10 protein-coding genes are annotated in these 18783 nt (G+C 50.5%); 1 reads left to right on the plus strand and 9 read right to left on the minus strand.

Annotation, left to right across the window (positions count from 1 at the left end):
• Positions 1-104: 104 nt before the first annotated feature.
• From ACKKE8_RS27050 to ACKKE8_RS27070, 5 genes are all read right to left on the minus strand, one after another.
• A complete protein-coding gene (locus tag ACKKE8_RS27050) occupies positions 105-1628 on the minus strand; it encodes an Ig domain-containing protein (RefSeq protein WP_409175729.1) in 1524 nt (507 codons plus the stop codon).
• Between the two features lie 322 nt (positions 1629-1950).
• The gene (gene addA / locus ACKKE8_RS27055; RefSeq protein WP_409175730.1) at positions 1951-5778 is read right to left on the minus strand and encodes a helicase-exonuclease AddAB subunit AddA; all 3828 of its coding nucleotides are present in this window, start codon (positions 5776-5778) and stop codon (positions 1951-1953) included.
• Positions 5747-9244 carry a helicase-exonuclease AddAB subunit AddB gene (gene addB, locus ACKKE8_RS27060; protein WP_409175731.1) on the minus strand — a complete coding sequence of 1166 codons (3498 nt, stop codon included), beginning with the start codon at positions 9242-9244 and terminating at the stop codon, positions 5747-5749. Before addB ends, addA begins: the two co-directional genes overlap by 32 nt.
• A 15-nt stretch (positions 9245-9259) precedes the next feature.
• Complete coding sequence (locus ACKKE8_RS27065) at positions 9260-12910, minus strand: AAA family ATPase (protein WP_409175732.1); 3651 nt, start codon at positions 12908-12910, stop codon at positions 9260-9262.
• Entirely contained in the window at positions 12907-14148 is a 1242-nt protein-coding gene (locus ACKKE8_RS27070; RefSeq protein ID WP_409175733.1) for an exonuclease SbcCD subunit D, read from the minus strand. Before ACKKE8_RS27070 ends, ACKKE8_RS27065 begins: the two co-directional genes overlap by 4 nt.
• Positions 14149-14320: 172 nt before the next feature.
• Here ACKKE8_RS27070 and ACKKE8_RS27075 point away from each other — a divergent pair, with 172 nt between their 5' ends.
• Positions 14321-15070 (plus strand): hypothetical protein, encoded by a 750-nt coding sequence (locus ACKKE8_RS27075; RefSeq protein ID WP_409175734.1) that lies wholly within the window; start codon positions 14321-14323, stop codon positions 15068-15070.
• A gap of 201 nt (positions 15071-15271) precedes the next feature.
• Here the strand turns inward: ACKKE8_RS27075 and ACKKE8_RS27080 are convergent, their stop codons facing one another.
• The 4 genes from ACKKE8_RS27080 to ACKKE8_RS27095 form a co-directional block, all read right to left on the minus strand.
• Entirely contained in the window at positions 15272-16186 is a 915-nt protein-coding gene (locus tag ACKKE8_RS27080; RefSeq protein WP_409175735.1) for a COX15/CtaA family protein, read from the minus strand.
• A 122-nt stretch (positions 16187-16308) separates the two neighbouring features.
• Positions 16309-17244: a heme o synthase gene (gene cyoE, locus ACKKE8_RS27085; RefSeq protein ID WP_409175736.1), complete on the minus strand. Its 936-nt coding sequence runs from the start codon at positions 17242-17244 to the stop codon at positions 16309-16311.
• A 96-nt stretch (positions 17245-17340) separates the two neighbouring features.
• On the minus strand, positions 17341-17799 hold the full coding sequence (locus ACKKE8_RS27090) for a DUF420 domain-containing protein (protein WP_106835626.1): 459 nt from the start codon (positions 17797-17799) through the stop codon (positions 17341-17343).
• A gap of 44 nt (positions 17800-17843) precedes the next feature.
• On the minus strand, positions 17844-18716 hold the full coding sequence (locus tag ACKKE8_RS27095) for a cytochrome c oxidase assembly protein (protein ID WP_409175737.1): 873 nt from the start codon (positions 18714-18716) through the stop codon (positions 17844-17846).
• Between the last annotated feature and the right edge of the window lie 67 nt (positions 18717-18783).

Here is an 18783-nt window from a genome sequence, read left to right on the forward strand (position 1 = left end):
GAGTTCCGGTCTTCTATATCTCTAGATATTTGAGAGTTAGTTTTAGACTCAACGTTAGAATGAAGTAATCAATGATAGCTTAAATAATATGGCTCGATGATGTTTTAATGTTTCACAGGCTCGATGTTAACAATCATATCGTGAAACATTGCTCCCCTTGGCCCTTTTTTTCCATCCCCTATTTCAAAAAACACCTTAACGAATGCTCTTGCAGTCTCTCCCGTATCATTTGTTTTCAGTAGAATGGCACGCCAATCTTTTGTTATTCTTATATATTCTTGCCCTGATTCTGGTACTTCTACCCATGACACTCTGAAAGATACTTCTTTATTTGGTATCATACCATCCTTAAGTTGTACGATCTTGTCTGTAATGTCTTCCCCAGCGGTCACTTCAGGAGTAATCGTTGCATCATCATTGTACTTTAACTTTTCTTTTCTGATTATATCAAATGCAATTTCGGCATCGATTATACTATCTAGTCTCTTTTGGACATCTTCCCTAGATTTAAAAGGTTCTTGCTCAACCGTTGCAATCATTTGCCTATAGACGAAATATTTTATATCCTCCGTTAGTTGCTCAAAATCTTGACTAAAAACAAGATTTAGTGCAGGCGAATACAACGCTTCTCTCATCAATTCAATGCCGTTCATATGTTCGCTTGTTTCACTTGAATCTTGCCAATTTTGCACATGGATTGCATTAATTTTTGCCAAAGCCTTAGCAACTTCGTCATTATCAAGGTTAATTACTCTGACTGTAAGCGTAGTACTTCTTCCACCATAAGATATCGTAACATTCGTGCTTCCTTCTTTTACTCCCGTTACCGTCCCTTCGAACACAGTGAAGAGCGTTTTATCTTCTGGCGTCCACTCTGCTACTGCTGAAACGCCAGATACCCTTTTGTCATTAAATATTGCCTCTACATATACATACTCGCTCTTGCCAACCGGCACTTCAATTGATTTCTGGCGCAGTACCAATTTGGAAGGCTCTTTGCTTAGTTGGACTTTTACATACATCTTGACAGTTTTTCCGCCGAAACTCGCGCTTACGCTTGCTGTTCCAGGTTTCATTGCGGAAATCAAACCTGCTTCTACAGTAACTATTTTGGTCGATGATGGAGTCCAAGTTGCTTTATCAGTGACAATTTCTGTAGTTCCATCCTTGTAAAACACTTTCAATTCCAGTTGCTCTTGTTTATACTGTTCCAACTCAATTCTTTTACTATCCAATATTTCTAGTTTGCTAATTTCCTTAGTTTCTGTGACTTTTACACTTATCGTGGCCAATTTATTTTGGTACTTAGCTTTTATGGTTGCAGTCCCCGGTGCTATCGCTACGATCTTTCCATTCTGAATAGTTGCCACTCTCGGTTTGGTGCTTGTCCACACCGCCTTATCATTTACCAATTCAGTCGTTTTATCTGTATAGACAGCATTCAAATCAAGCTGTTGTACCGTATCTTTTATCATTGATATTTTTTTGCTGCTTACGATCAGGGATTTTATCTTTTTTTCTACACTTTCTTCTGCCGAAACATTGCTTATTGGTCCAAGCAATCCGGCTGTCTGTGCACCAAACATAAAGATGGATACTGCTACGATAATGGCTAAAAACCGTTTCATCTTAACTCTCCTAAAGTGTACTAGTTTGGATTTCGTGTAAAAGAATTCTATCAAAGTGAACTATCTTAAACAAGAAGATTAAACATCCTTAGACTAGTGGCTGTTGAATGTGAGTCTATGTCTATTGAAGAACTCCTCTAATCATTTAAAAGGGTGACGTAAAACTTCCCGTTAGCGTAAAGAAGCATCGTAAGATTGAATTCTTTTAACCAAAAGCCGCGTAGGAAGAAGTGCATTTCCAGTCCAAGCGCCTTTGGAGCCCACCTTAGCAGTTCTAAGAGAAAAAGACCGCCAGAGCTAATAACTCTGACGGTCCAACATACTAATCCATGCTTTCATCCGAAAACGAAAGAGAGAATCCACCTGAGAGTAAATAAAGATAACTAGACACGTTCCCTTTTGGCTTGATGATCTGCTTGATCGCCCGGACGTATAACCTGATTTGGCCTTCGTATCTTCTTTTCATCTCTTCAATGGCTACAGCAGTCGCCTCTTTTGCCATCCAATCTGTCTTGAAATCGATCAGGACGAGGCTTCCATCCTGCTCCTCCAACAGGCAATCAATGACCCCTTGGACGACAACCTTCTCGTCGCTCTCTTCCCCTAACTCCGCTTCTACTTCATAAGCAGGCAGCACGAGGGTAAATGGTAGCTCTCGATGCACGACTGCCGCCAACTTCATTCGCTGCCCCAAAGGATCAGCGAAGAATCGGGCGATCTGGGGAACATCTACTGCTTGTACCTGCTCGTCAGTCAAAAAGCGGCGTGCCGCGAGTGCCGTCACCTGCTCCCGAATATCCGCTTCATCCAGCGGACGCTTCATATCGAGATGCTGGAACACTAAGTGCGTGATTGTCCCTTTTTCTGCTGCTGTCAGTCGATTGGATTTTTGCTCAGACAAAAACTTTGGCTTTTCCGTAATCGACGGTAGTGTGAGTGGCTGCCCGCCTTTGCTGACTTTGGCATGTCGCTTGAGCTCGCTGACAGTCCATTTCGCTGCTACGCGTGGCGCAATGGGATGCGGGTCCTGCCATCCTAATCTCTTGTCGACAATCTCTCGCAAAGCGTCATCAGACGGTCGTTCCTCGATCGCCTCTCGTCTGGTCATGCGCTCCCACAGAGACACTTCGTCGTTGGTTGACTCTCCTTGGGCACGGAGCTCATCTGCCTGATAGAAGTGAAACGACCAAACCGAATCATCCGGCACACTTCTGACTCTCACGACTTCTCCTGAGCCTTGCTGCTCTGGATATGCCCGCAGCAATCCTGCACCAGGATGTCGCAGCATCGCACGCCCGACCCAGTCCAGATATCCTTTTGCCTGAATCAAGTCTTCGTCACTGAGCCGCTCGCTGTCATCCTGTCTGCCCCAGTCCGTCACACTTTTTGCCAGATCCTTGGACGAACCAACAAGAATGAGCTTCTCGCGTGCACGCGTCAAAGCCACATAAAGCACACGCATTTCCTCTGCGAGCATATCCCGACGCAGCTTTTGCCGGATTCCCAGCGCAGCCAGACTCGGATAGCGCAGCTGCATGGAGGGCTCGACTGCCATTGGGCCAAAACCCAAATCTTTATGCAGTAAAAACTGGCTTTTTAAATCCATCGTATTAAACTGCTTGCCCATACCCGCCACAAAAACAACAGGGAACTCCAGCCCCTTACTTTTGTGAATCGTCATGATGCGTACGACATCCTCGTTTTCCCCGATGGTTCTTGCTTCGCCCATATCATTGCCCGCTTCTTGTAGGCGGTCGACAAAGCGCAAAAAGCGGAACAAACCACGATAGGAGCCAGCTTCGTATTGTCTCGCACGATCATAGAGCGCACGCAAGTTGGCCTGTCGCTGCTGACCGTTTTCCAGAGCCGCCACATAATCGAGATAGCCTGTATCCCGGTACAGCATCGTTAGCAACTCCGATAAAGCACCTCTGCGAGCCTCTGTCCGCCATAGATCCAATCGGCCAAAGAACTGTCGCAGCCTTCTCTCCCACGACTCTTGGGGCGGGCGTTCTTCTGCATATTGGAGTACGGCTTGGTGAAACGGACCCGTCGCGTAGTGAATGCGGATTTGAGCAAGTTGCTCCTCCCGCAAGCCGACGATAGGAGATCGCAATACAGCTGCCAATGGAATGTCTTGGAGCGGGTTGTCGATGACACGCAGCAAGGAGAGCATCGTTTCTACCTCTGTCGCCGCGAAATAACCCGCAGTCTGCTCCGCATACACGGGAATTCCTGCCGCGTGCAGCTCCTCTTGCATCGTCTGCCCCCAGCCTGAGGTCGCACGAAGCAAAATAACGATATCGCGATAGGCCAGCGGGCGCATTCCCCCTGCCTTTTTATCGAAAACGAGCAGCGGCTCTTCTCCCTCGCCTGGCTCCATCCAGCGACGAATACGGCTGGCGATTAGTCGTGCTTCCAGCTGTGCAACACTCGCTTCCTCTGCGGACTCTCCCTCGGGAATACCTGCTTCGCCCTCTTCTGTCGCCTCTGCAGTTACCGCCTGACCTTCTTCTGCTATCGCTGTATTCCGGTCGATCAGATGCATCTCTGCCTGCAAACGGTTCGGCTGTGCCTCAGGATAAGACGCACGGTTGATCAGCTCCGCCGAAGGATCATAACCAATCTCACCTACCCCGTGAGACATGATCTGACGAAACAAAAAGTTAACGGCATCTACGACTTCCCTTCTACTGCGGAAGTTCGCTGCCAGATCGATACGCCGGCCGATGCACGCTTCGTCCGCATCCCCATCTTTTTGATAGGTCACATATTTTTCGAGGAACAGCTTCGGCTCTGCCAAGCGGAACCGATAAATACTCTGCTTCACATCTCCTACCATGAAGCGATTTGCTGGCAGACTATTCATCCCGTCTCGGGAAACCATTTGCAAGATTGTCTCCTGCACGAGGTTGATATCCTGATATTCGTCTACCAGCACTTCAGCGAACTGTTCGCGCAATTGGGTCGAGATAGACGAAGGAACAGTCTCTCCGGACTCATTCGTTTCGGTTAGAACGCGCAGAGCAAGATGCTCCAAGTCGCCAAAGTCGACCAAGCCACGCGAGCGCTTCTCCAATTGAAATGCGTCCGAAAATGCTGTCACCAGCCTTGCCAATGTTTGCATGTGAGGAGCAATCCTCTGCAAATCCGCAACGTACTGCTCGGCTGCCGTAGAAAAGTATTGCTCGATTTGCTCTGCCAGTTCCTTTTTCACGCTGTTTCGCAGGTCTTGCACCTGTTCCTTCACTAGCGGATCTGTGCCTTTCACTGGAGGCAGCTTGGCAAAGACAACCCCACGAACAGCTTCGACGGTCGCTTCCCAGCCATCTCTGCAAGCCGCTCCGGCACGCTGCAGGGCAGCTGCTTCCGCCTCAAGCAAAGGCAAATAGCCAGCAGGTCCTTCCGGGGAGCCCGCCAACAGAACTGCCCTGCGCATCTTAGCCGTCATTCCACCGAGTGCCAGCTCCACAGAACGCAGTACACTTCTAGTCCACTCCAGCCCATCCAGACCGTTTTTATCGTGAACCACAAACATTCCAGCCGCTTCCCCGAGCCATTGTGCTGGTGCCGGATGACTGCGTGAAAACTCATACAGCCTGAGCAATAGAATGGTGAGGGCATGATCGTCCTGACCGTCCAGCATCACATCAGCTAATGCATGAAAATCGGCGTCATTCTCATACCAGCTCTCCAGCTGTTCCTCCAAGACATCCTGCCGCAAAAGCTCCCCTTCCATCTGATCGGCAATGCGAAAATCAGGATCGAGTTCAATCAGATAGTAATACTGGCGCAAAATCCCCAAGCAAAACGAGTGAAGTGTCGTAATCGTCGCCCGCTGGAGCAGTGCCAGTTGTCGACGCAGATGAGAAGAGTGCGGGTCATCTTTTAATGCTTTTCGCAATGCATCGCCAATCCGGTGACGCATCTCAGCCGCAGCCGCATTGGTAAAGGTCACCACCAACAGCTGATCGACTCCAACCGGGTCCTTCTCGTCCATGATTCGTCGGATAATCCGCTCAACCAGGACTGAGGTTTTCCCAGAGCCTGCTGCCGCTGCCACCAGGAGATTATTCCCGCGCTGGATAATCGCTTGCCATTGCTCATCCGTCCATTGTTCAGGCTTGACCTGCAATTGTTGATCCGCCATCGGTCATTCCTCCTTCTCCTGCCATCTGCTGCTCTGCCAGCATGCTCCATATTTGCTTGTTGTTCCATTTGGCAAGCTGTCGGTGCTCATTCCCGCCTGCATCTCCGTCGAACTTGCATACCGGCCTATACGAACAGTAATCGCAAGCGGTCATCGTCCCGTTTGTGTACGGTTCGATCTGGATTTCCCCGTTGGTCATGCGCGTACTGATTTGCTTCACAGTATCGCGAACATAGGAGGTCAAGGCTTGGAACTGCTCGGCTGTTGCCACGGATGATCGCGACGAAAGCGTACCGTCCTTTTTGATTTCAAATGGCACCAGCTCTGACGCCCCTTGCTCTACATAGCCATCCATCATTCGTGCCAGCTCTGGGTCTGCGAGCATCAAGCCTTTCATGCGCAAGCGCTTTGCCCGCTCCTTTGCCGCTTCGTCTGCTGTTAGCAAGCGTTTTGCCGTCACAAAAGGATCGGCTACCTGATAGTAAAAAACGCCTCCCATTTCGGCTTTTTTCCCCAGCCATTCCTCGGCATTTGCCACGACGACATCGAGATAGACGAGCAGTTGCAAGTTCAGGCCATTCCACACGTCGGAGAGAGACAGCTGCTTGGGACTGGACTTATAGTCAATCACGCGCAAATACGGGACCTCACTATCCAGCGATTGGTCAACGCGGTCAATTCGTCCGATTAACTGAAGCTCCACGCCATTTTCAAGCGTTAAAGCCAATCCCGGCAAATCAGAATTCGGACCAAACGAAACCTCCAGTCCTACTGGGGCAAAACGACTGCGCTTCGCATGCTCCCCGAGTACATAAATCGCGCGGCCAACTGCTCGCTTCAGCTTGCCGGACAAATAACGATACCGGGCTGTCCGCGTCAAAATGCTGCTGCGAGTCGCAGGAACCAGTTCTTCTACAACTACGTTTGCAAGCTGCATGCTATTGTCTTCTGTCAGCTTGCTCCACTCCAGATTGTCTTCGTTCATTTTTTCAACGGCTCGCTTGAGTGAAGCGTGGAACAGCTCACCCACATCGAAACGCTCCAGCTTGTACATCGTTCTCTCCGACAATCTGAGACCGTGGGAAGAGAAATGTGAGAACGGACATGACTGGAACCGCTCCAGACGAGACACGCTCATTTTTAGTTGCTTACCGTACAGGGTCGTGCTCGTTTCCAAATCCAGCTCCTGCGGTCGATTGAAGTAACGCAAGCCGGACAACAGCCATTGCTCCCGTTTGACATCGGGAGAAGCGCGAATATACCAGTCGTATACCTCCCACCAGAAGTCTGGCAGCTCTCCTGTTTTCTTCATAGATCGCAATAGCGTCAAAAGATGGCGGAACACACGTCTCGGATGACCGAGCAAGAATGCATCGGTCTCGTGCTGCCCGGTCGGTTCGTTATAAAACACCTGATGCGGGATATCCGGCAGCACTTCCCGGATGCGTGTAAACACGGAGGAGGGCAGCAGTGCCTTGCCCTCTTCATCTGCCAACGCACAGCTCAGTATCAGTCTCTCCGATGGTCTCGTCATTGCCTGATATAGCAGATAAGGCTCAGCCATCAGCCGTTGCTTCGCACTCGGTGCCAGAGACATGCCCATTTCAGCCAGTCGCTCACGTTCCGCCTCATCCAGAATTCCTTCTTCTTTTGGACGCAGCGGAATAATGCCCTCGTTTACGCCAAGCAAAAACAGAGCTTTGACATCCGGTTGACGGGAGCGCTCCATGGCCCCGATCAGCACCTGATCCAGTGCCGGTGGAACGAGTCCCAATTCAATCGTCTCCAGACCACTGTCGAGCACACGAGCAAATGTCGCCAATTCCATGCTCTCGTCGCCCATGACCTCCACGACCTGATCCATCAGCTCAATTAATCCCGTCCATACTTGTCCATGCACCTGTGCGGCATCGAGATCACCGTCATTTTCTGCCTTTCGCTGCCAATGCTCCAGCTTGTTAGGCACATCTAGCGCGATCAGAAGGTTGTACAGGGCAAGAGTCATTTCCTGTACGTTTTTGCCCGTTGCTTGCTTCATCTCTTTTTCAAAGGACAGGAGCGGTGCTGCGTATTTGCGTCTCAACTCATCGATTTTCGCGTCTTCCTCAGCGCCAGCTTGCCCGCGGAAATGCCAAGCAGATTCTTCTGCCCATTGATAGCCAAAGACACCATAAGCCAGCACGTAGTTTTCCAGTCGGTCGATTTCCTTCCGGGCTGTATGCTCATCGGTGATATCCAGCAGGAGCAGGTCTGTTTTCAAGCAGCGGAACACAGCGTCGTAGCGCCATTTTGTGACAATGACCTCCAATGCCGAGCGCACCAGCTCGACCAAGGGATGGTGCATGACGGAGCGCTTCTGGTCCAAGAAGTGCGGGATGCCGTATTCGGTAAACACAGCCGAAATCTCATCAGCGTACGTACCGATTTCCCGAAGCAAAATCGCCATGTCCTTCCAGCGATACCCCTCTTCTCTCGACAGAGTCAAAAGCTTCAGCGCCACAGCCTCTACCTCTGCACGCCTGTTCACTGCTGAGAGCATCGTCACTTCGTCCGCTCGTCCAGGCTGATCCGGGATCGGCGCGTCTCCCCATTGGAAATACACTTGTTCGACCTGACGCAGCCATGGACTGTTCTTGAATCGCTGTGCCTCGGTCAATAAAAGCGGCTTGGCGATTGATACACCCGACTCCCGGGCCATCAGTGTCAAGGCTTGGTATGTTCGCAGTGTAGGGTGGAACAGCCCCAGTTCATCCACAGAAGCGTCACGTTCATTCGGGTCAAGCGTCAGCGCAATCGTCACCTGCTTGGCGTGCTGCATCAACTGCTCGATCAAACGCAGCTCTTCATTCGTAAACCCGGTAAAGCCATCGATAAATATTTCAGCCTGCTTGATGTACATGGAATCACGCACCATCGTGGCTACTCGGTTCAGGATGTCGTCCGCATCACAATACCCTTCTGACAAGTAAGCCTCGTACGCATTCATAATCAAGCGAAGGTCATGTATTTTTTGATTGAGATTGGCTCCTCCCCACTCCAGATTCTCGGAATGGATAAAGGATACCCCATACGATTTGCACTCACTAATCAAGCGACCGAGCTGAGAAGCAAATCCAGGCTGTGTCGCCGAGCGCCCGAATACGTTTAGCTCTTCCTTGTGCCGCTCCAAAAGCATGCGCAAAACCATATGCTTACCCAGATCGTCAACAGGAACGGTAGTCAAGTCGCCCAGCTCCTGCATGAGCCTATGAGCCAATCGACCGAAGCTGAGCACTTGTGTCCCCATCACACCGCCTAGTTCTGGCAATGTGGCGAGCGCATACTCTTCCTGAAAGCTTGCCTGTTCCGGCACGAGCAGAATCATAGGCGAACCCAACGGCTTTTCCCGCAGCCGGGCTTGCATCTGCCGATGGATCGATTCTGTCTTCCCCGTTCCTGCCCGTCCCAGTATAAATTGGACTGCCATGATTTTTCCCCTTCCCTACTCCATTTCCAGATGCAGCATGCTGCCTTTTCCCATCGGTTCTGCAGGTGTCACGACCAGACGACGCGGCATGCGCACACGTATTTCCGGAACGTGGCTAATGACCCCGATGGTAAAATCGTCCATGCGCAGTCGCTCAAGCGCATCCATAACGACTTCCAAAAGCTCCGGATCGAGTGTTCCAAAGCCTTCGTCCAAGAAGAAAAACTCCAGACGTCCGCCACGCATTTGAATCTCCATCGACAGGGCAAGAGCCAGTGACAACGAGGTCAGGAATGTTTCCCCGCCAGACAATGTGCTTACTGGACGGCGCATTCCTCCAGCGCCCTCATCCCGCAAAACAAATTCGCCCTCGTCGCCGATTTCCAGCCCGTAACGATTGGCGGTCATCCGCTTCAGGTGATAGGAAGCATCTCTGGCGATTGATACCAGTTTTTCCTCCGCAATGAACTGGACAAACGCCTTGGCTTCGAACAACTTTTTCAATTCTTCCAAGCGACTCTGCTCATCCTGCTGCTGTACCATCTCTTTATGAAGCTCTTGCCATTTGTCATGATTTTTTTCCATGCGATCCACGTGCTCTTTGGCGACAGCGACTTGCTTTTGCGCCTCCTGGAAGGCTTGCTCCCATTGATCCCACGCTTCTTTTGCAGTGGTGAGGTCTTCCTGGGTAAACGAACGGCCTGCTACTGCTTGCTGAAGCCTTTCTTCCTCGTATCGAAGCTGGCCTGCGATTCGCGTGTAAGCCTCGAATTGTTCCTGTGCCTGTGGCATTTGCTCGCGCTCTGCGTACCGCTCCCGGACATACTCGATAGTACCGAGACCCGTTTCCTGCAAGCCTTGGTACAATGTCTCGTGAGCTTCCGTGCGTTGCCGTGTGAGGATGGTCAGCGTCTCCGAATACTTGACCAGATTGTTTTGCACCGTTTCCCGGGCCTCGGCGTTCTCTTTGCGCTTTGTCTCTGCCAGCGCGACTGCCTGACGCAAACCGAGGAGAGAATTCTCTACCCGCATTAAACACTCCTGCGCAGTAAGTCCCCCCGTTCGTTCCAGCCATTGGGCGTGCTTTTGTTCCCACATGCGCTTTCTATCTTCAAGCTTTTCCTTCAGCGCCGCTTCCCGCGATTTTCCCTCTATCTTGCGCGACTTGGCGGCTTCTACCTGCATCATCAGCTTTCCGCGCAGTGTTTCTTTCTCTAATCGTACCTGCTGCAGTTCTGCTAAACGGCGATCTGATTTTCCGATTTCCTCGTACTGCTGTTCGATTTCCTCGATGGGAAGCTCATTGCGCTTCGCGTCCAGCTCTTCTCTGGAATGCTTTTCTTGCATGGATGCAGCGTCCAGGCGAGCTTTATTCTCATGGATTGCCTTCTGTGCCTGCTCGAGCAACAGCGTGCTCCGCTCCATCAAGCGTTTCTTTTCCGCTTCTTCCTCACGCAAGGCCTCCAACTGCTGCTGCAATTGCTCACGCTCTACTTTTAGTCGCTCTCTTTCCGCTTGCTTGGCGATCAATTCCTTTTCCTCGCGCTGATAGACGGCGAGAAGCTCTTCAAAAGAATCCACGATCCAAGGCTGTCCGTACCCGCGGCACTCTGCTTTGATCGCTTCCAAGCGCGTTTCAAGTTGTTCCTGTTCAGCCTTTACGCTTGCTAGGCGCTCATCCAAAGCAGCAAGCGCCCCCTTTGCAGCCAACCAAGCTTCCTTGGTCTTGCCTGCTTCTTGCTCAGCCGCACGCAAAGCCTCTTCTGACGCTTTGATTCGGGCACGTAGGGCATCACCCTCCGTCCCCGCTTCAGACGCTTTTGTATGGTTCTGGTGGCCGTGTGGGTGGTGTTCGGAACCACATACCGGACACTCCTTGCCTTCCTCTAAACGTTCGCGCAAAAACCGCGCCATGTTTTCCTGCTGCCAGCGTTCCCATTCTAGGCGCAGCTCATCTCGTTGGGCCAGTTGACTCTTCACTAGTGCTTCACTTGTCTCTACTGCACGGGTCAGCTCTTGATTGCGCTCATCCAATTGCTTACGCTCCTGGACGATGTGTTGCGACTTCTCCTGCCATGTTGAGAACGACTGCATTACTTCCCGCCACTGGCGACCTACCTGCTTCATGTCTGCCAGTACATTTCTTGCTTTCTCCCATTCTGCTTCGCTCATCAAAGCCGAGTCGGCTGGTGCTGCCAGCTCTTCTCTTTTTTGTGCCAAGCGATTCGCACACGCTTCCCAGCTACGCTTGTGTTCTTCAGCAGTATGGGTTGCCGCCTGAATGTGCTCATGTGCTGTGAGTTGTTCTTTTTCCAGCTCACGTAACTTGGCATGGTCCCGCTCCCACTGCTGCTTCGCTTCTCTGGTTGCCGCTATTTGTGCTCGCCATTCAGGGGAGATCGTGACCTGCTTCATCTGTTCTTGCAGATCCGTCCACGCAAGCTCCCAGTTTTTTAATTCAGCTTCATCCTTTTCCAGCTGTTGTTCTATGTTGGTCAAGGCGACTGACACTTCATTCCACTCTCGCTCCAGACCTGTCCACTCTTCGCGAATCGCCTTGAGCTCCTCTTCCCACTCCTGCGCCTGTACCAGCCTACCCTTTTGCTGAATCAGTAACGGCTCCTGTACAGCCAACTCGGCATGGACCTTCTGATACGCTTGCTCTGCCTCGTCTACTGCCAAACGAGCACTCTCCTGTTGTTCGCGGCTGCGTTCCAATGCCGTACCTGTCGCATGCCATTCCTGATCCAAACGCTCATATTGCTGGAGTAATGGCCACAGTCGAATACTCGATTCCCATTCACGAATCTTCGCGGTGAGGGATGCCATTTCCGCTTCATTTGCTTCCTGCTGCTGTAGCTGCGCCTGGACTTGCAATAGCTCCTGATGCCACTGGTTAAGCTGCTCTAGCTCCTTGAGCTTCCCGGCCAGCTCCTGTTTTTGCTGAGTGAATTCCTGTTCTTTTTGCGCAGCTTCCGCCCACGTTTGTCTCGCCAGCTCCAAGGCTTCCGGACCTGCGTCACCCAGAGCTGCACTCGCCAGTTGCAAACGATGCATCTGTTCCTTGACCTGCTCCAACGCGTGCCGTACGCGCTCGCTCAGCTTTTCCCCATAAATATGTAGGCGGAACATTCGTTGCAGCATCTCATTGCGCTCACTGCCCTTCAGCGTCAAGAAGCGGGAAAATTGACCCTGTGGCAAAACGACCGCCCGGGTAAAGTCCTGCAAAGTGAGACCAATCAGTGCCTCAATTGCGGCTGTCGCGGACGTGGCTTTGGACTCCAATACGACATCCGGCTCTCCGGTCAAGGCTCCCGACTGAATCAGCCTCACTTCCGGTTGTCGCTTGTTCCCCTTTTTATCCAGACCAAATTCCCGTTCCACCGTATATTGCTTGCGCTCATCGCCAGTCCCCAGCTCAAAGGTAAAGGAAACGAATACGCGCTGCTCCAGCTGGTTCAGCACTTCTTTCGGATGGTTACCCCCGCCCAACCGGACGACCTGCCCGTACAACGCTAGCGTGATCGCGTCCAAGATCGTCGATTTCCCGCTTCCAGTCGGGCCGAATATCCCAAACAGTCCCGCCTGACATAGCATTTCGAAATCGACCTCTTGCATTTCTCGGTAGCTGTGCATCCCTGACAGCTTCAATCGTATCGGTCTCACTCTTCTTCCCCCTCTCCACCGGTTTCTGCCAATAGACGTTGGAACAAGGCCACCAGCTGCTCATCCGGCTCTGCTCCCCTCTTTCGTTCATAGAAGCGTTTGAACAATTGATCGGAAGTAAGCTCAGTCAGCTCGACCCGCTGCTCCTCTTCCTCCTCACGCTCTTCCCTCACGACAACACGCTGTATTTTCAAGAAATCATCCGAAAGCTTGCGGACACGCTGAAATTCTGCCGGGTCGATCACGCCAGACACATGCAGCTCCAAGTCAATCCACGCCCCTGCATCGCGTCCCTCTGCCAACCAGCGCTCTACTTGCTCGATCCCCTCTGTCGCCCTCCAACGTGCCAATGGCCGTGCGCTCGTCAAATAAATGATCTCCTCACGCACTTCTTGCCCTGGCTCCACCTCGACCAATACGACTGCCTTGCTCTGACCTGCTTCGGAAAAGCTGTACGAAATCGGTGAGCCGCTGTACCGCACCAACGGTTTGTCACTGAGCTTTTGCAGTCGATGGAGATGACCGAGTGCCACATAATCAGCGTTCTTCGGAAAAGCCTGTGGCGATACAGTCAACGCTCCCCCAATTTGAATCGGTCGCTCGGAATCTGTTTCCTTACCGCCCATCACAAACAAGTGACTCGTGACCAGGTTAACCGTATCCTCGCGAAAATGAACAGACAGATCAGCGAGCAATTGCGCAATGCGCTCGGAAAAAGCAAGCTGCATCTGCTCCTGGGTAAAGCTTTCGCTCAACAGTTCCTTTAATCGCGATTCAGAAGGATAGGGCAATGCCAAAATTACCGCATTCGCGGCGCAGCCAGGAATCTTCATTTCCAGCCATGAAGGGCCTCCCTGCACAATTTGCACGCGATCGGGCGATGTTTCCTGTGTCAGCAGTGGTGCCTCCTTTGGCAATCCCAACAAAACGATCCCATGCTTTGTGGCAAGCGGCGCTGCTGCCCGCACCCGCTCAGGCTGGTCATGGTTCCCCGCGATCACGACAACACCTCGCCTGCCTTCCGAAGACAAGCGCTCCAATGCATCATAAAATAGCTCTTCCGCCCAAGCAGGCGGATTGACCGAATCGTACACATCCCCAGCAATGAGCACCAAATCCACTTCTCGCTCATCAGCTATGTGACAGAGCTCGTCCACAAATGCTGTTTGCTCAATCCGGCGGTCCCGCCCTTCCAGCTGCCGCCCGAAATGCCAGTCGGCTGTATGTAATATCCGCATAATTACTATCACTCTCCACGATCATGTGTTTGCTTTTCATTGTAACAAAAGACAGCGCGGTTCGCGGTTGAAATTTACTCCACTTCCCCGTAACTTTTACTCCTGACTGCTCGTCTTCCAACTGAAAGGTCGTGATTGAGTCGATCTCATCCCGGAAAGGAGCTCGTTACCGTTGCGTAATTCCCACCTGTTGCTCACTCTGACAGTAGGTCTTGCCGCCTCCAGTCTCGTCCTCACTGCCCCCTCTTCCCTTGCCTCCAAGGAGCCTACCAAGACCCAAGTAATGGATTGGATTAACAAGCAAGCCAAAGATCCAGTTGTTACCGACAACTTTGATTTTCAGCTCGTCAATCTCGATGATGACCCGGAACTAGAAATTGTCGCCAAGCATAACGGCAGCGTACATATCGGGAATTTTTACGTCTTGGATCAAAAGTGGGATCGTACGTATGCACTCATTGCGGAAGAGGAATGGAATCCACCGCGCCTGCAATTGGATCATTGGGACTATACGCGTGAAGTGAATTCCCCCGCGATTGATAAGAACGCGGAAGATGAACCGCGTCTGCTCGCAGGAAAACGAGTTTTTGAAACAGTCCATCACACTGGCGGATCAGGCTTATCGGTCTACGAGGCGAATCTGTGGTATTTGGACAAAGGTCGTTTGGTCAAAGCATGGGAAGGACTGCTGCGGCAAACGGTTTCCGTGCCGGGTGGTCAACTTTTCCGGACTATCGGCAGTTATCAAATCGTACATGATGACGAAGCAAAACCACTGCTCTACCACTGGCAAACAAAGCAGGAGCTAAACCCGGATACAGGTGAACTACTGCCGGGCAAGCCTGAGACTACTTTGCAAATGTATCGTTGGGAAAATGGTGTTTTTGTTCCTTTGAATGTTGAAAAACCGTCTGGGCAATAGCCTGACGGTTCGTAAATTCGCTGTCCTCTATCGGTTGGGGTGGGGGCGAAGCGCTCCCGCCATTTATTTCATAGCGACAGTGAATCCCCCCTTGCAGGGCGTAGGCCGAAGCGTAGACTGGAAATGTACTTCTTCCCCCACCACAGTCACTTAATATAAAAATAGCTGCCCTCCCACGAATTAGGAGCGCAGCTTTTCCTCTTATCTTCTCAGCTTTTCATTTGTCGGTGACTTCAACGTCTGCAAGCACATGTAGCTGATGATCCCGAACAAAATTGTGATAATCATGGAATGAGTCAGCGTAGCATACAGGTGAAGCTTGTAAATAATGACGAAGCCGCCGCTGAACACCTGCGCGATGCAAAGTATAAAGCTCAGGATACTTGCACCGTACAAGTCACGCCGTTTTTCCTTGAAATGGCGTATACAGTAAATCATCGTCCCCAACAATAAGAATCCCAACACCATCGCAGCGATTCTGTGGGCAAAATGAATACCAGTCTGTCCGTACAACTCCGGGATGATCTGTCCCTGGCACAGTGGCCAGTCACTGCATGCCATACTTGAACCCGTATGTCTGACATACGCTCCAAGATAAACGACAGCGTACGTATAAGTAGCGACGAACCACATCCAGTTGCGGAAGCCTTTTGAGACGGTCGATTTCACCAGGCTTTGCGTTTTTTCCCGCTGATAAACGAAAACACTCAACAAGAACACACCTGAATAAGCAAGCAAGGAAAATCCGAAATGCAGAGCCAAAACAGATGAGGACTGTGGCCAAATAACGGCAGAAGCGCCGAGAATGGACTCCACTACGATGAAAAACAAACCAAAAATAGCGAGATTGCGAACTTCTTGGTTGTCTTTGTAATAGCGCCAGCAAAGTACAGAGAAAATCACGACAACAATACCGGCAACACCTGTAATCAGGCGATGTGAATATTCAATAATGGATGCCAACGTGTATTCCGGAACCCATTTACCGTTGCACAGCGGCCAGTCATTTCCACAGCCGAGTGCTGAATCTGTCTTGGTGACAAGCGAACCGGCTACCATCACGATAAACATGATCAAAGTAGCAAGAAAAGCTAACGGCTTCAGCCATTTTTGCATAGTAATTCACCCTGTTTCTTGTGAGGATCAAACAACACCTCGTTCTATGTCCTCTTTTACGATAATGAAACATCCCCTGCTAAGCAAGGGATGTTCCGTGAACATTTAGTGAGTGTTTCGTGTCAATAATAGTTGACCATCGTACTAACGACGATCGCTGCACAAAACACGGTCAAATAAAGGATGGAATAGCCGAACAGTTTACGTGCCCAAGCAAGATCATCCTTGGTTTTAAACCCTTGGAAAAGGAGAACCATGTACACAATCCCCATCACGCCCATGACGAGCAAATACACATACCCTAGGCTAGCGTGGACAAACAGCAGCAAAGAAGCCGGGAACAACACCGAACCCCACAGCACCATTTGTCGCTTCGTCTCAGCAAAGCCTTTTACTACCGGTAGCATCGGTAGATTACCTGCACGGTATTCTTCTGTTTTCAGCATGGCCAATGCCAAAAAATGGGGAGGCTGCCACAAGAACAAAACCAGGAACAACAGCCAAGCAGTCATGTCCATGGTCTCTGTTACTGCTACCCACCCAATCACCGGAGGAGCTGCGCCTGAAATACCGCCAATCACCGTATTGAGAGTTGTCACTCGTTTTAGCGGCGTGTAAATCAGCACGTAAAAAATGTGGCCGATCAATCCCCAAACCGCCGCCAAGGGATTCGCATATACAGCCAACACAGTAACCCCAGCCAACAGCAGGCCAATCCCTAAGAGGATCGCGTTACGTGCAGAAATTCTTCCGGTCGCTACCGCACGATTTTGCGTCCGCTTCATTTTTTTATCCAGATCACGGTCGTAGAAATTATTTAAAGCCGCACCCGACATAATGACCAAAGCGGTTCCTAGCATGGTGAATAGAGCCAGTTTCCAGTTCGGATAACCGTAGGACGCTAACCATAAAGCAGCAAAAGTGGTCATCAAGTTTGACAGGGTAATGCCAGGCTTCGTCAGTTGTACGTAATCCCGAAAGGTAGCTGGCCCTACCGGCTGTGTCTGCAAAGAAGCATCGGCATCAAGCGATTCCTGCACGGTCATTTGCTGGTCCACGTTTTGTACCTCCTGTTTCCTTCTATCTGAACATCCGAATCATGACTGGATAAACTAACTACATTGTATCCAATGCCCAAAAAACTACTAAAACGATTACTTACCAAAAATTACATCCAGCACGCCAGATGTCTCGCCACCTGGATAAATCCAGTACAGCAGCAAATAAACCGCAGCTCCTGTAATGGAAGTGACAAACCACACAATGGACGTCCAAGGACCGATTTTACGATGCGAAGCATAGTTTTTCGTGTAAGCGTATCTGAGTGTAATCAGACCCATCACACCACCGACTGTTGCCAGGATGATATGGAAGAACAAGAAAGTCTGATAGATTGGCTTGATGCTGTCTGGTCCGCCAAAATGCGTGTTTCCGACAAAGGCCGTTCTGGAAACATAAGTGATAAAGAAGATCGTGGCACAGATCGCAGCCCATTTCATAATCTTCATATGCTTTTCTACTTGCTTTTTCGCAATGGCGTACCAGCCAATCGCAACGAGAATTCCACTAATGACGATAAAAGCCGTACTTACCGTAGGCAATATGAGCCCCATTTTTTCACCTCATTCAACAAACGTTTCTACTGTTTCCCGCGTATTTAAAAAGTCGGCTTTTCAGCACCGAAAGATTGATCCATCGGCATGTCGTCCTGCTTCTCTGCCTTGTACCAATGGTAGAAGACATAGGCCAGCACACAGCCGTAAACAAGCTCCTGTACCAGCTTCATAATGATTCCGCCAAGGCGTTGATCGTTAAACGCGTCAAGGCTCTGGAATAGCTGTGGAGCAGCTATATACGTAGCGTACAACGGTTCCGAGGCAAAAATAATCAGCGCACAGGCTGGCGTAATCAAGACACCGTTTGCAAAAACGTACGACAGTTTTTTCAATCCGGCCAGTTGTCGCTTGTTATCAGACAGCGGACTCACAATTGGCCACCACATCGCAAAGGCGGCAATCACGAGAATGACATGATAAAAAGTCATCCACTCATGGTTTATCGCGACGGCATCAAAAATGAACGGAACATGGTAAAACGAAAACAGTGAGTTGAACAACAGCGCTGCCACTAACGGGTGTGTCAAAGAGTTTAGGATGAACTTCATCGCTTTCGGACGGAAAATCTTGGCCAAAAGCCATTCAGGCATTGCTAGAAGCATAAGCGGTGGCAGGGCAAAGTACAAGATCGATTGTTGGAGCATGTGTAAACTAAACATGTAATGATGGCCGTAATAACTGATAGGGCTTCCTTGTGCGGCGTAAAACAACACGATTGCCAACACAAAAAGCAATCTTTGCTTGCTAGTCGCCGGTGTAGCGTTTTCAAAACGCTTATGCATAGGACCTGTTACGAGAAAGTAGACAGTAGTCACGAGCAACGACAAAAGCATCACATCCGGACTCCATAAATCCGAAAAGGTTGCTGATCCGGCAGCCGGTGACATCTCGTGCATTTGATGTGCATTTCCCATGTTTATATCCTCCCTTCCAAATGTAAAATCTTGGACGATACCATACTGGCTGGGCGTCGTCATATGT

The sequence above is a fragment of the Brevibacillus fortis genome, from assembly GCF_046196545.1.
Taxonomy (GTDB): Bacteria; Bacillota; Bacilli; order Brevibacillales; family Brevibacillaceae; genus Brevibacillus; species Brevibacillus fortis_A.

Bases quoted from the DNA above. Each gene is read 5' to 3' on its own strand.
- ACKKE8_RS27050 (WP_409175729.1), bottom strand. From the start codon at position 1,628: ATGAAACGGTTTTTAGCCATTATCGTAGCAGTATCCATCTTTATGTTT.
- addA (WP_409175730.1), bottom strand. From the start codon at position 5,778: ATGGCGGATCAACAATTGCAGGTCAAGCCTGAACAATGGACGGATGAG.
- addB (WP_409175731.1), bottom strand. From the start codon at position 9,244: ATGGCAGTCCAATTTATACTGGGACGGGCAGGAACGGGGAAGACAGAA.
- ACKKE8_RS27070 (WP_409175733.1), bottom strand. From the start codon at position 14,148: ATGCGGATATTACATACAGCCGACTGGCATTTCGGGCGGCAGCTGGAA.
- ACKKE8_RS27080 (WP_409175735.1), bottom strand. From the start codon at position 16,186: ATGCAAAAATGGCTGAAGCCGTTAGCTTTTCTTGCTACTTTGATCATG.
- ACKKE8_RS27090 (WP_106835626.1), bottom strand. From the start codon at position 17,799: ATGGGGCTCATATTGCCTACGGTAAGTACGGCTTTTATCGTCATTAGT.
- ACKKE8_RS27095 (WP_409175737.1), bottom strand. From the start codon at position 18,716: ATGGGAAATGCACATCAAATGCACGAGATGTCACCGGCTGCCGGATCA.